The sequence below is a fragment of the Sphingobium sp. CFD-2 genome (assembly GCF_024611135.1).
GTDB lineage: Bacteria > Pseudomonadota > Alphaproteobacteria > Sphingomonadales > Sphingomonadaceae > Sphingobium > Sphingobium fuliginis.
Window position 1 is genome coordinate 889,990 of record NZ_CP084406.1, and the last position, 13,536, is coordinate 903,525.

Consider the following 13,536-nt stretch of genomic DNA (forward strand, 5'->3'; position numbering starts at 1 on the left):
CACGACCATCTTCATGCGACCGGCAAGATCATTACCGCGCCGCCGTCATGCAGCATCTTCCAATCGGCGCGACGTTCCCCCGCCGCGATATGATGCATAGTGTCACCTGAGCCCCCGGGAGGGAAGAGGGTAAAGGAGATAATCTCACCAGGGGTGCATTGGTTCCCATGCATGGAACGATGCGATCGCGACGATCGAAGGCTGCATTGCATATGCTGAACCTGTTTCGGCATCCATCCCGCCTGCGGAAATGCCGTTACGCCCGCATGTCGATCGTGGCGATCAGCCCGCCGTCCGGCGCATTGGCCAGGCGCACGGACGCCTCGAAACTCAGCGCCAGCGATCGCGCGATGGTGAGGCCGATGCCGGTCCCGGGCCGCCCGCCGGGCTGCCCCGCCACACCGCGGGTGAAGGGTTCGAACATCTGGTCCAACTGATCGGGCGCGATGCCCGGCCCATGGTCGCGCACCTCGATCAGCACGCGCGCCCCCTGCCGCATGCAACTGACGTCGGCGCTGCCGCCATATTTCACGGCATTGTTCACCAGATTGCTGATGCAGCGGGTCAGCGCGTTGGGCTTGACCCGGACCGTGCCGCCGCAGCCTGACAGGAAACGCACGGGCAATCCCAGGTCCTGCGCGTCTTCGGCCATGCTGGTCAGCAGCGAATCGATGTCGATCACCGACCAGTCCTCCTGCGCCTCCGTGCTCGCCGCCAGGTCCAGCCCTTCGCGGACCAGCGTCATCATCGCCTGGTGATCCTGCAAGAGGCGGGCCCGCAACTCCTCGTTCTCCACCAGTTCCAGCCGCAAGCGCAGGCGCGTGAGCGGCGTCTGAAGATCATGGCTGATCGCCGCCAGCAACTGCGTCCGCTCGGCAAAGCCCGCACGGACCCGGCGCTGCATCAGGTTGAAGGTCGACAGGGCAGCCCGCACTTCTTCCGGCCCCCGCTCCGGGATTTCTTCCGGATCGACCGATACCGAAAAGGCTTCGGCCGCCCGCTCCAGCCGGCGCAGCGGCTTGGCGACGAAGCGCGCGACGACGATCGCCAGCCCCGCCGAGGACAGCAGGATCAGCAGCAGGTAGATCGGCTTGGCGAGATTGCTGGGCGGCTTGACGACCCGCGGCAAATAGAGGGCGAGCGACCGCCGTTCGCCCGTGCCGTCGGTGAAGCGCACGACCCAGCAATCGGGCCGTGGCGCGTCGATCAGACCCGCCGCCCGATTGTTCGGATCGACCTTGCCGGCCGGAAAGCACAGCCCGACCGGCACCTGCCCCGCTTCGGGGTTGGAGTGCGGCCCGAAACGCACCGCCAGCGCGTCCGCCAGCGTCGGGTCCGGGTCCGCCAGCGCCACGCCCTCCGGCGCGGTCCTCGCCCCCATGATCTGCTGGTCCTTCAGCATCGCCTCTATCTTGACCGGATCGTGACTCAGCCGCTGCGCGATGTCGACGGCGCTGGCCACGACGCGCTGAAGGCGCCAGCGCTCGAAATCGAGATGCCGGGCCTGCTCCGCGACCAGCAGCGCCAGCACGGCGGCGATCGTCATGCCGACGGTCAGCAGCAGGAATATCTGCCCCACCAGCGACCGGAAGAAATTGCGCGCCCGCGCCACGACGGGGATCATCATGCGCCGATCATCCGCCCGTCATTCATAGGTCACCGTGCTCGCCAGCACATAGCCTTCGCCCCGCACCGTCAGGATCAGGCCGTCGCCGCCCGGGCTGTCGGCCAGTTTCTGCCGCAACCGGCTGACCTGCAGGTCTATGGACCGGTCAAACGCCGCCGTGGCCCGGCGTTCGGGCACCAGCGCCTCGCGCGAGAGCACCACATTGGGTTCCTCGATGAAGCGCGACAGCAGGCGGAATTCGGCGGAGGAGAGCATGATCAGCCGCTCGTCGCTGGCGATCAGCCGCCGCTGGAACAGGTCGAGCCGCCACGATCCGAAGCGGGCGATCCGCGCCGTCTTCTGCCGCGCCGGCTCCTCGCTGCGCGACCGCCGCAGCAGGTTGCGGACCCGCACCAGCAGCTCGCGCGGCTCGAACGGCTTGGTCAGATAATCGTCCGCGCCCAGTTCCAATCCCAGCACCCGGTCTATGGCGCTGCCCCGCGCCGTCACCATGATGATCTGAACCCCATTGCCCTGCCCCCGCAATTCCCGGCACAGCGACAGGCCGTCGCCGTCTGGCAGGTTGAGGTCGAGCACGATGAGGTCGACCGCCCCCGCCGCCATGAGCCCCCGCAACTCGGCAAGGCTGCCGGCCGCCTCCACCTCATAATGGTCCTGCGCAAGCTGTCCGACGATCAGCCCCCTTATGTCCTCATCATCATCGACGACGATCACGCGGAACGGGCGGGATGGCGGCATATCGGGCATCGTCTCCTTCTAACCGCATTCGCGCGGCAAGTCTGCGCTCGCGGCGGCGGCCGTTACATATCGATACAATCCGCTACACAATGATCCAACCGGATGAAAAGTCGCTCTACCATGCGACATGATGAAGAGGGATGAGGAGCAGGTCGGCGCCCCCTTGGAGGAGCCGACCTTCGCCCGGCGCGCCCCTCCCTCCCCCTGCGCCGGGCGAAGTCCCCATCTTCATTCTGGACCCGCCCGACGACCATGCCCAGCCGCCTCCCCGCCCTTCGGACCGCCTCCATGGCGCTTTGCGTCCTTGTCGCCGCCTGCGGTCACAAGGAGGCGCCGAAAAAGGGACCGGTGGAGGTCGGGGTGGTGACTCTGGCGGCGCAGGACGTGACCGTATCCACCGAACTGCCCGGCCGCACCGCCTCCACCATGATGTCGGAGGTCCGGCCGCAGGTCGCCGGCGTCGTCCAGAAGCGGCTGTTCGCGGAGGGTTCGACGGTCAGGGCGGGCCAGCCCCTCTACCAGATCGACCCCTCGCTCTACCGCGCCTCCCGCGACGAGGCGCAGGCCACCTTGGCCAGCGCGCAGGCGACCGCCGCCGCCGCGCAGGCAAGGGCCAGTCGCTACCGTACGCTAGGCCAGAGCGAGGCGGTGAGCGCGCAGGATCGCGACGACGTCATCGCCACGGCCCGTCAGGCCGCCGCCGCCGTGCAACAGGCCCGCGCCACGCTTCAGACGGCGGGCATCAACCTCAACTTCACGCAGGTCCGGGCGCCGATCAGCGGGCGCATAGGCCGGTCCGCCGTGACGCCCGGCGCGCTGGTGACGGCCAGCCAGGCGACGCCGCTCGCCATCATCCAGCAGCTCGACCCGATCTTCGTCGACGTGACGCAATCGAGCGCAAAGCTGCTCCAGTTGCGCCGCGCGCTGGCGGCGGGCAAGGCGCTGCCCGCCAGCGCCACGATCCGGCTGAAACTGGACGACGGCACCGATTATCCGCTGGAAGGCCGCATCGAATTTGCCGAGCCCATCGTCGATCCCGACAGCGGCACCGTCACGCTGCGCGCCCGCTTCCCCAATCCGGACGGCCTGCTGCTGCCCGGCATGTTCGTGCGCGTGGTCGCGCCGCAGTCGGTCGTGCCGAATGCGATACTGGTGCCGCAGCAGGGCATCAGCCGCGATCCCAAGGGCAACGCCACCGCGCTGGTGGTGGACAAGGGGAACAAGGTCGAACGGCGCACCGTCACCGCCGCGCAGGCCGTGGGCGACAAATGGCTGATCACCGACGGATTGCGGAGAGGCGACAGGCTGATCGTCGAGGGCACGGACAAGGTGCAGCCCGGCGACACGGTCAAGGCCGTTCCGGTCGACCAGGCCGCGAAATAAGGGGCCGGGACCTTGCTCAGCCGCTTTTTCATCGAACGGCCGATCTTCGCCTGGGTCATCGCCATCGGCATCATGATGGCAGGCCTGGGCGCGATGCTGACCCTGCCGATCGCCCAATATCCGGACATCGCTCCCCCGTCGGTCAACATCAGCGCCAACTATCCCGGCGCGGCGGCCGAAACCGTGGAGACCAGCGTCACCCAGGTGATCGAGCAACAGCTCACCGGCATCGACGGTCTCATGTACTTCTCCTCCTCGTCCACGGCCAATGGACAGGCGCGGATCACCGTTACCTTCAAGAAGGGCACCGATCCCGACACCGCGCAGGTGCAGGTGCAGAACAAGGTGCAGCAGGCGCTGAGCCGGCTGCCCAATGCCGTGCAGCAGCAGGGCCTGACCGTCACCAAGTCCCAGACCGATTTCCTGATGGTCGTCGGCCTTTACGACAGGACCGACACGGCGTCGCAGGCCGACATCGCGGACTATCTGGTCAATAATTTCCAGGACGCCATCGCCCGCGTCGACGGCGTCGGTTCATCCCAGATCTTCGGATCGCAATATGCGATGCGCATCTGGCTGGACCCCTACCGGCTGGCCACCGTCAAGCTGATGCCGTCGGACGTGCAAAGCGCCATCGCGGCCCAGAATGTCGAGGTGTCGGCGGGCCAGATCGGCGCCGACCCCGCGCCGGAGGGGCAACAGCTCAATGCCACCGTCACCGCTCGCGCCCGCCTGCAGACGCCCGAGCAGTTCCGCAACATCATCGTCAAGACGCAGAGCGACGGATCGGTCGTCCACCTGTCGGACGTGGCGCGGGTCGAACTGGGCAATGAAAGCTACACCTCCTCCGCGCGCCTCAGCGGTCATCCCGCCTCCGGCATGGCGTTGCAGCTCGCGCCGGGCGCCGACGCGCTCAAGACCGCCGAACTGGTCAAGGCGAAGGTGCGGGAACTGTCGACCAACCTGCCGCATGGCTACACCGTCACCTATCCACGCGACACCACGCCCTTCATCAAGCTGTCGGTGGAGGAAGTGGTCCAGACGCTGATCGAGGCGGTCGCTCTGGTCGTGGTGGTGATGTTCATCTTCCTGCAAAGCTGGCGCGCGACACTGGTGCCCGCCATCGCCGTTCCGGTGGTGCTGCTCGGCACATTCGGCGTGCTGGCGCTGTTCGGCTATTCGATCAACACGCTGACGCTGTTCGGCATGGTGCTGGCCATCGGCCTGCTGGTCGACGACGCCATCGTCGTGGTCGAGAATGTCGAACGCATCATGGAAGAGGAAGGACTTTCCCCGCGGCAGGCCACCATCAAGTCGATGGAGGAGATCGGCAGCGCCCTGATCGGCATCGCGCTGGTCCTGTCCGCCGTGCTGCTGCCCATGGCCTTTTTCGGCGGGTCGACAGGCGTCATCTACCGGCAATTCTCGATCACCATCGTCTCCTCCATGCTGCTTTCGGTGGTCGTTGCGCTGATCCTTTCGCCCGCCCTCTGCGCGACGATCCTGAAGCCGGTTTCGCATGAGAAACGCGACCGGGGATGGACCGGCAAGTTCAATCGCTGGTTCGGCCGCGTCACCCATGGCTATATGGCGCGGCTGAATGGCTTCATCGGCCGGCGGACCGTCTTCTGGATCGGCTATGCGGTGATGCTCGGCCTGCTCTGGCTGCTATTCGTCCGCCTGCCCACCAGCTTCCTGCCGGTGGAGGACCAGGGCCAGGTGATGGTTCAGGTCACATTGCCCGCCGGCGCCAAATCCTCCCGCACCAGCGCCGCGATCGACCAGATCCAGAATTACTTCGTCAATGACGAGAAGGACAATGTCGACTTCATCTTCGTGACCCAGGGCTTCAGCTTCGCCGGGCAGGGTGAGAATACCGCCCAGGGCTTCGTCAGCCTCGTGCCGTGGGACAAGCGCAAGGGAGCCGCCAACAGCGCGACCATGATCGCGAACCGCGCCACGAAGCAACTCGCCGCGATCCGCGATGCCAAGGCGCTGGCGATGACTCCGCCCTCCATTCGCGGGCTGGGCCAGTCCAACGGCTTTACCTTCGAACTGCTGAACACCGGCGGCCTCAGCCGCGAACGCTTCCTCGAACTGCGCAACCAGCTCATGAAGGCGGCGACCGGCAGCCCGAAACTGGCCGGCGTGCGCGCCGCCACGCTGGAGGACACGCCGCAGCTCAAGGTCGACATCGACTCCGAGAAACTCGCGGTCCTCGGCCTCACCCAGAGCAGCGTCGACAATGTGCTGAGCGCCGCCTGGGGCAGCACCTATATCAACGATTTCGTCGACCGCGGCCGGGTGAAGCGCGTCTATATGCAGGCCGACGCGCCCTTCCGCGCCCTGCCGACCGATCTCGACAATTGGCAGGTGCGCTCCGCCACGACGGGGGAAATGGTGCCCTTCTCCGCCTTCGCCACCACCCACTGGACGATGGGGCCGACCACCGTTTCGCGCTATAACGGCCAGTCTTCCTATGAAATCCAGGGGCAGGCCGCGCCCGGTTCCAGTTCGGGCGAGGCGATGGACGAGATGGTGAAGCTGCAAAAACAGCTTCCCCCCGGCACCGGCTATGCCTGGAGCGGCCTATCCTATCAGGAGCAGCTTTCCGGCGGGCAGGCGCCGCTGCTCTACGGCCTGTCTGTGCTGGTCGTGTTCCTCTGCCTCGCCGCGCTCTACGAAAGCTGGTCAATCCCGCTCGCCGTGCTGCTGGTGATCCCGCTCGGCCTGATCGGCGCGGTGCTGGCGGTGACGCTGCGCGGGCTGGAGAACAACATCTATTTCCAGGTCGGCCTGCTCACCACCATGGGCCTCGCCGCCAAGAACGCGATCCTGATCGTTGAATTCGCGGAACTCGCCTATCTGCAGGGCAAGGACGCCATGTCCGCCGCGCTGGAGGCCGCGCGCCTGCGCTTCCGCCCGATCCTGATGACGTCGCTGGCATTCATCGCGGGCGTCATTCCGCTCGCCATCGCCAGCGGCGCGGGCGCGCAGAGCCGCGTCGCCATCGGCACGGCGGTGATCGGCGGCATGCTGACCGCGACGGTGCTCGCCATCTTCTACGTCCCCCTCTTCTTCCTGACGATCATGCGCATCTTCAACCGCAAGAACCCGCCCTCCCCCGCCGCCAACGCCACGGAGGTTCCGGCATGAGGCGCGCCTTCCTCATCCTAACCTGGGGAGCGGCCCTGTCGGCCTGCAACATGGCGCCGACCTATGTGCGGCCCACGCCCCCGGTGCCCGCCGGCTTCCCCGGCGGCCCGGCCTATGCGCCCGCGGCCGCGACGGAAAGGCCCGGCCTGCCCTGGACCGCGCTGATCGGCGATCCCAGCCTCAGGACGGTGATCGGGCGTGCGCTGGACAATAATCGCGACCTGCGCGCCGCGCTCGCCAATGTGGAGGCGGCCCGGGCGCTCTACCGGGTGCAGCGCGCCGAACGGCTGCCCGCCGTCACCGGCGAGGCGGCAGCCAGCTTTTCCCGGCGGAACGACGCCCGCCAGGACAGTTACAGCGCCGACATCGGTTTCAGCGCGTTCGAGATCGACCTGTTCGGCCGGGTGAAGAACCTGGCCCGATCGGCGCTGGAATCCTATCTGGCGACCGAAGAAGGGGCGCGGGCGACCCGCATCGCCCTGATCGCGGAAACGGCCACGGCCTATGCGACCTTGGCCGCCGATCAGGAATATCTCGACCTTTCCCGGCAGACATTGGCGAGCGCCGAACGGACGCTTGCCCTCACCCGGTCGCTGAACGGCGCGGGGCTGATCGGCAAGCTGGACGTCCATCAGGCCGAAACCACGGTCGAACAGGCGCGCAGCGACATTGCCGCGAACGTCACCCAGGTGGCGCAGGACCGGAACGCGCTGGACCTGCTGGCCGGCGCGCCGGTCGAGGATGCGCTGTTGCCCCGGTCGTTGCAGCAACTGACCGGCAGCATTGCGAAGGTGCCGGCGGGCCTTTCCTCCGACGTGCTGCTCCAGCGGCCGGACGTGCTGCAGGCCGAACATCAGCTGAAGGCCGCCAATGCCGACATCGGCGCGGCGCGCGCCGCGATGTTCCCGAGGATCAGCCTGACCGCGGCCATCGGCGTCGCCAGTTCGGCGCTGTCGTCGCTTTTCACGGGCGACGGCTTCGCCTGGTCGGCGGCGCCGTCCGTCGGCATGCCGATCTTCGGCGGCGCGGCTCGCGGCAATCTCGAATATAGCAAGGCGCAGCGCGACCTCAGCCTTGCCCAATATGAAAAGGCGATCCAGACCGCCTTTCAGGAAGTATCCGACGCACTGGCGCGCGAAGGCACGATTGACGAGCAGCAGGCCGCCCAGCAGCGTCTGGTCCTCGCCAGCCAGCGCAGTTACAGGCTGGCCGAGGAACGCTATCGCGCGGGCATCGACCCATTCCTCAACAGCCTGACCAGCCAGCGAAGCCTCTACAATGCGCAGCAAAGCGCGATCGCGACGAACCTGGCGCTGATCAGGAACCGCATCCTGCTCTACCGGGTCATCGGGGCCGATTTTCGGGAAGGGTGATCGCCATGGCTGGCCGAACCTACGCCGCCTGACCTTAGCCCTTCAACCGCAGCGGCAAGCCGGCGGCCATCAATATGACGTCCTCGCACAGGGCCGCCATCTGCTGGTTCAGCCAGCCCGCCTCGTCCCGGAACCGCCGGGCCAGGGCATTGTCCGGCACGATGCCGAGGCCCACTTCATTGCTCACCAGCACGACAGGAACCGGACAGGCCATCATCGCCTCCGCCAGCGCTGCCCGGGCGCTGGCCAAATCCTCTTCGGCAAGCATCAGGTTGGTCAGCCACAGCGTCAGGCAATCGACCAGGACGGCATCTGCCCGGCGCGCTGCTTTGGACAGGGCGGCGGGCAGGTCCATGGGCGCGTCGATGGTCAGCCAGCGGCTTCCACGCTCACCCTTGTGGCGCGCTATCCGCTCCTCCATCTCCGCGTCGAAGGCCTGCGCGGTCGCGATATAGGCCAGGTTCCCGTTCCCGACAGCCTCGCAGCGTTGCTGCGCATAGCGGCTCTTGCCGGACCGGCATCCGCCCAGCACCAGCATTCTCGTCATCCGACATTCTCCCAAATGGCGGCCAGGACCCACAGCAGCAGGCAGGCGCGCAAATAGATCCGGAGCGCGGCCCGCATCGCGCGGACGTCCGCTTCCCCACCCGCGCCGATCCATGGTTTGTCGTGCAGCACGCCGTCATAGTGGATCGGTCCCGCCAGCCGGATGCCGAGCGCGCCGGCCATCGCCGCCTCCGGCCATCCCGCGTTGGGCGAGGCATGCTTCCGGCGATCCCGCCGCAACACGGCCCATCCGCCGCCGCCCGCAACGCACAGGATCAAGCCGGAGAGCCGCGCCGGCACCCAGTTCAACAAATCGTCGAAGCGGGCCGCCGCCCAGCCGAAGTCGGTATAGGGCGCTTCCTTGTGCCCGATCATGCTGTCGGCTGTGTTGACGGCCTTATAGGCCCATATTCCCGGCAGACCGAGCAGCAGCAGCCAGAACAGCGGCGCCACGACGCCATCGCAGAAGCTTTCGGCCAGACTTTCTATGCCGGCCCGTGCAACGCCCGCCTCATCCAGCGCGGCCGTGTCGCGGCCCACGATCCGGGCCACCGCCTGCCGCGCGGCATCCAGATCCCCGCGCGCCAGAGCCCGAACCACCGGCGCCACATGGACATAGAGGCTGTTCTGCGCCAGCGCCGGCCATGCGGCGAGCGCCAGCCATGGCCAGGCCATGGACCCGCCCCAGCGGCGGATCGCCCATTCCAAAGCCAGACCGGCACCCCCGCCCACGGCCAGCAACAGCAACAGCAGGGCGATTCCCGTCCAGCGGCGCACCGGGCCGCTCCACGCCTCCCGGTTCCATCGCCGCTCCGCCGCACCGATGATCCGGGCGAAACCGCCCACCGGGTGGCCGATCCGCGCATGCAGCCAGCCCGGCCAGCCAAGCGCCGCATCCAGCATCAGCGCCGCCAGGGCCACCGGCTCACCCATCGGCCAACGCCCGGTCAAGACGGGCGAGAGCCCTCGTATCGGCAGGCAGGCCGATCCGCAGCCAGCGCCGGTCCTCCTCGAAGGGGCGCGTCAGGATCGAACGCCGCGCCAGCCTGTCGAACAGGGCCCACCCATCCTCCACCTCCACCAGACGGAATAGCGGGCATTCGCCCCGCGCCCCCAATCCGTGCCGCGCCAGCAAACCATCCAGTTGCGCCGCGTGCTCGCCCAGCGCCGTCACTGTCCCGTCGATCCAGTTCCGGTCGCGATAGGCCGCGCCGCCGAACGCGACCGCCGCCGCCGAAACCGGCCATTCCCCCAGCATCCGCCGCAGCTGTGCGACGACCTCTCGCGGCCCGAGCACAAAGCCCAGCCTGACACCGGCCAGCCCGAAGAATTTACCGAAGGACCGCAACAGGATCAGCCGCCGCCCATCCCCCACTTCGCCCGCCAGACTGCATGAAGGCACGGCGTCGGCATAGGCTTCGTCGACGATCAGCCATCCTCCGCGCTCCTCCAGCCGGGCCAGCCATTGCAGCAGGCGGGCAGGCGGCAGGATGCGGCCGTCGGGATTGTTGGGGTTGGCGAGCAGCAGGGCGATCGCTTCGCGAGGCGGTTCTTCATCGGCGGACATCGGGGCGCCATGCGCGAAAATCTCCGCATGGGTGCGGTAGCTGGGCACGAGCCATCGTGCGGGCATGTCCAGCATCCGCCCCACCAGCCGCAATCCCGCCTCGCTGCCGGGCACGGTGCAAAGATGATCGGGATCGACCCCGAAACAGGCTGCCGCCGCCGCCTCCATCGCCGCCAGATCGTGCGGATCGGGCAAATGCCGCCAGTCGATGGACAGATGATCGGACCCCGGCCAAGCCAGGGGGCTGATCCCGGTCGAGAGGTCGATCCAGTCCTGCCCGCCATAAGCGCCCCGCGCTTCGGCCAGGCGGCCGCCATGCCAGGTGAAGCCGCTCATCGCGCCACCGCCATCGCCAGCAGCAGGGCGCTTTCCAGCAGTTCGATGCCGGCGCCATGCCCATCCCCGGAGATGCCGCCGATCCGCGAGCTCAGCCAAAGACCCCAAAGCGGGATCAACGGGATCGCCGCCAAAAGGGCAGGCTCCCGATAACCCAGCGCCAGCCCCAATATCGACCAGAGGATAAACGGCTCCGCCCGCCACCCGGCCCGGAAACGGCTGGCCAGTCCTTCATGGAGCGGCGGCAGCCAGCGCGTCCAGAATAGCGGCCCGATGCGCGCCACCATCGCCACGGCCGCCAGCATCCATGGCGGAAAGCTTTCCAGCCACAGCTGCAACAGCACCAGCTTGGCCGCCAGTTGCAGGCCGATGGCGACAACGCCGAAGCTGCCGATATGCGGATCGGCCAGAACGGCGGACAGGCGGCTCCGATCGCCATGCGCCGCCCCCGCCGCATCCGCTATGTCGCCCAATCCATCCAGGTGCAGCGCACCCGTCACGGCCACCCAGGCGACCAGGCCGAACAGCGCCCCCGCCCAAGGGTCGATGCGCATGCCCAGCCCGGCACCGCCCGCGACCACCAGCCCGACGGCAATGCCCGTTGCGGGCAGCCAGCGGATGGCGGCGGCGAAATCCCCCTCATCGACATCCTGCGCGGGCAACGGCAGGCGCGTCATCAATTGCAGGGCCAGCACCAGCCGCTTCATGCGATCAGGCCCGTAATCTGTCCCGACCGCCCTTCCGGCCAGACCCGCAGGCTCAGCACCGCGCCATAGGGCAGGTCCACCGCCCAGCCCTGCCGCACGTCGAAACCGCACAGCACAGCCAGGGCCGCCCGTATCGCCCCGGCATGGCAGACCACCAACGCCGGCTCGCCAAGCACGTCCAGCCCGTCCCCGATCCGGGCGCGTAGGTCGGTCCAGCTTTCGCCCCCAGGCGGCGGAAATCCGTCCGGATCGTCCCAGAAGCGCGCCAGATCCTCCACAGGCAGGAGCGCGGGGTCCGCACCCTCCCAATCCCCGAAATTCAGTTCCCGCCAGCGCCGGTCGACGTCAAGTTCGATACCCCGCTCCGCCGCGATCGCCGCGCCCGGCGCCCGCGTCCTGGCGAGGTCGGATGTCACCACCCGCGCGAAATCCAGATGCCGCGCCCGCTCGATGCAGAGGGCGATCCCCTCCGCTTCCGGCGGGGCGTCCAGATGGCCGAGCAACCGTCCGGCAAGCTGCGGCGCGCCATGGCGCATCAGGTGGAGGGGAAAGGCGTTCATAGCGCACCTGCCACCGCCGCTTCGGCAAAGGTCGCCATGCCGCCATGCGCTGCCAGAGCGGAACGCACGATCTGCGCCGCGACCGCCGCGCCGCTTCCTTCGCCCAGCCGCATGTCGAGCCGCAGCAACGGCTCCAGCGCCAGAGCGGCCAGCAGGCGTTCATGCCCCGCCTCCGCCGACATATGGGCGGCCATGCAGTGCCCGACGATCGCCGGATTGTCCTTCGCCAGCGGCGCGACCGCCGCGCAGCCGATGAACCCGTCCAGCATCACCGGCACGCGCAGCATCCGCGCCGCCAGCACCGCACCGGCCAGCGCCGCGATCTCTCGCCCGCCCAGCCGGCGCAACGTGTCGAAGGCATCGGCGCAATGCGCCCCGTGCAGGGCGAGCGCCCGCGCCACAGCTTCGGCCTTGCGCGCCAGCCCGTCGCCATCCACGCCTGTCCCCCGTCCCACCCAATGGGCCGCAGCACCCCCAAAGGCCTGCGCGCAGAGCGCCGCCGCCGGCGTGCTGTTGGCAATGCCCATCTCGCCCAGCAGCAGCAGGTCCAGTCCCGGTTCCACCGCCGCCGCCCCCGCATTGATCGCGCTCAGGCAATCCGCCTCGCTCATGGCCGCCGCGACGCAGATGTCCTCCGTCGGCCGTTCCAGATCGAGCGCGACGACGGCCAGCTCCGCCCCGCAGGCCTGGGCCAGCGCATTGATCGCCGCGCCGCCATGACGGAAATTCGCCACCATCTGGGCGGTGACCTCGGCCGGGAAGGCGCTGACTCCGCGCGCGGCCACGCCATGATTGCCGGCGAAGATCGCGGCGCGGATGCGCTCCGCCCGGGGGCGTTCCCGCCCCTGCCAACCCGCCATGAAAAGCGCGATCTCCTCCAGCCGCCCAAGCGAACCGGCCGGCTTCGTCAGCACCCGCTGCCGCGCCGCCGCGGATTCGGTGGCGTCTGCATCCGGGGCGGGAAGGGCGGCCAGCGCGGCGGCAAAGGCCGCGCGGTCGTTGAACCGGATCATGAACAGACGAAGCCTTCGGGCGGCGTGCGGACGATGAAATGCCCCTTCACCCCCTGGGGCCAGTCCGCATAGCGCACCACGCCCTCGTCACTTTGGGCATGGCGCAGGGCATAATCCAGGATCGCGCGCGCGGCTTCCTCATCCGGCGTGAAGTCGCCCAGCACATAGCCGATCTTGCCCGTTCCGCGCACATGTACCGTGCAATGGCGCTGACAGGCGAAGAGGCAGGGCATGTCCTGAACAGCGACGGACGCATAAGCGGGATCGCCATCGCGTACCCTGTGCAGCGCCTCCGCCAGCAAGGCGCCGCCGCGCCGTCCGGCAGCATCCTCCCGCTGTTCCCCCGAAAGGCGGCAGGTCGAACAGACGACGACCGAAGCCCCCGGCCCCACGGCCCGCAGCATCAGCGATCGCCCCGCAAATCAGTCATTCCACATCCTCCCGCCCGACGGCATGTGCCCCGACGGGAACCGGGCAAGGGAGGACGGTCCGGCACCAGGCAGGCGACAGGCCTTCCCCCGCACGGTCCA

Annotated in this window: 12 protein-coding genes; 3 read left to right on the forward strand and 9 right to left on the reverse strand. The window is 68.3% G+C overall.

Annotated features, from left to right (window positions below):
- Positions 1-256: 256 nt before the first annotated feature.
- Both LDB29_RS24260 and LDB29_RS24265 read right to left on the reverse strand, forming a co-directional pair.
- On the reverse strand, positions 257-1,627 hold the full coding sequence (locus tag LDB29_RS24260) for an ATP-binding protein (RefSeq protein WP_044660810.1): 1,371 nt from the start codon (positions 1,625-1,627) through the stop codon (positions 257-259).
- 18 nt (positions 1,628-1,645) lie between these two features.
- A complete protein-coding gene (locus LDB29_RS24265) occupies positions 1,646-2,374 on the reverse strand; it encodes a response regulator (protein WP_044660811.1) in 729 nt (242 codons plus the stop codon).
- Between the two features lie 243 nt (positions 2,375-2,617).
- On the opposite strand from LDB29_RS24265, the gene LDB29_RS24270 reads away from it, so the two are divergent.
- From LDB29_RS24270 to LDB29_RS24280, 3 genes are read left to right on the forward strand one after another with little or no spacing between them, the layout of a single operon-like run.
- Positions 2,618-3,748, forward strand: a complete 1,131-nt coding sequence (locus tag LDB29_RS24270) for an efflux RND transporter periplasmic adaptor subunit (RefSeq protein ID WP_171009960.1) — start codon at positions 2,618-2,620, stop codon at positions 3,746-3,748.
- A 12-nt stretch (positions 3,749-3,760) separates the two neighbouring features.
- Positions 3,761-6,904, forward strand: coding sequence for an efflux RND transporter permease subunit (locus tag LDB29_RS24275; protein ID WP_044660813.1), 3,144 nt, complete (start codon positions 3,761-3,763; stop codon positions 6,902-6,904).
- Positions 6,901-8,277 (forward strand): efflux transporter outer membrane subunit, encoded by a 1,377-nt coding sequence (locus tag LDB29_RS24280; RefSeq protein ID WP_137709040.1) that lies wholly within the window; start codon positions 6,901-6,903, stop codon positions 8,275-8,277. Before LDB29_RS24275 ends, LDB29_RS24280 begins: the two co-directional genes overlap by 4 nt.
- A gap of 34 nt (positions 8,278-8,311) precedes the next feature.
- Here the strand turns inward: LDB29_RS24280 and cobU are convergent, their stop codons facing one another.
- The 7 genes from cobU to LDB29_RS24315 are packed head-to-tail and all read right to left on the reverse strand — an operon-like array spanning position 8,312 to position 13,410.
- The gene (gene cobU, locus LDB29_RS24285) at positions 8,312-8,815 is read right to left on the reverse strand and encodes a bifunctional adenosylcobinamide kinase/adenosylcobinamide-phosphate guanylyltransferase (protein WP_137709116.1); all 504 of its coding nucleotides are present in this window, start codon (positions 8,813-8,815) and stop codon (positions 8,312-8,314) included.
- A gap of 5 nt (positions 8,816-8,820) precedes the next feature.
- Complete coding sequence (cbiB, locus tag LDB29_RS24290; protein ID WP_137709117.1) at positions 8,821-9,756, reverse strand: adenosylcobinamide-phosphate synthase CbiB; 936 nt, start codon at positions 9,754-9,756, stop codon at positions 8,821-8,823.
- Positions 9,749-10,726: a threonine-phosphate decarboxylase gene (locus tag LDB29_RS24295; RefSeq protein WP_257557294.1), complete on the reverse strand. Its 978-nt coding sequence runs from the start codon at positions 10,724-10,726 to the stop codon at positions 9,749-9,751. Before LDB29_RS24295 ends, cbiB begins: the two co-directional genes overlap by 8 nt.
- Entirely contained in the window at positions 10,723-11,433 is a 711-nt protein-coding gene (locus tag LDB29_RS24300; protein ID WP_257557295.1) for an adenosylcobinamide-GDP ribazoletransferase, read from the reverse strand. The genes LDB29_RS24295 and LDB29_RS24300 overlap by 4 nt, the downstream gene beginning before the upstream one ends.
- Positions 11,430-11,993 carry a histidine phosphatase family protein gene (locus LDB29_RS24305; protein ID WP_257557296.1) on the reverse strand — a complete coding sequence of 188 codons (564 nt, stop codon included), beginning with the start codon at positions 11,991-11,993 and terminating at the stop codon, positions 11,430-11,432. Before LDB29_RS24305 ends, LDB29_RS24300 begins: the two co-directional genes overlap by 4 nt.
- On the reverse strand, positions 11,990-13,006 hold the full coding sequence (gene cobT, locus LDB29_RS24310; protein ID WP_257557297.1) for a nicotinate-nucleotide--dimethylbenzimidazole phosphoribosyltransferase: 1,017 nt from the start codon (positions 13,004-13,006) through the stop codon (positions 11,990-11,992). Before cobT ends, LDB29_RS24305 begins: the two co-directional genes overlap by 4 nt.
- A complete protein-coding gene (locus tag LDB29_RS24315) occupies positions 13,003-13,410 on the reverse strand; it encodes a DUF1636 domain-containing protein (RefSeq protein WP_257557298.1) in 408 nt (135 codons plus the stop codon). The genes cobT and LDB29_RS24315 overlap by 4 nt, the downstream gene beginning before the upstream one ends.
- Positions 13,411-13,536 lie beyond the last annotated feature (126 nt).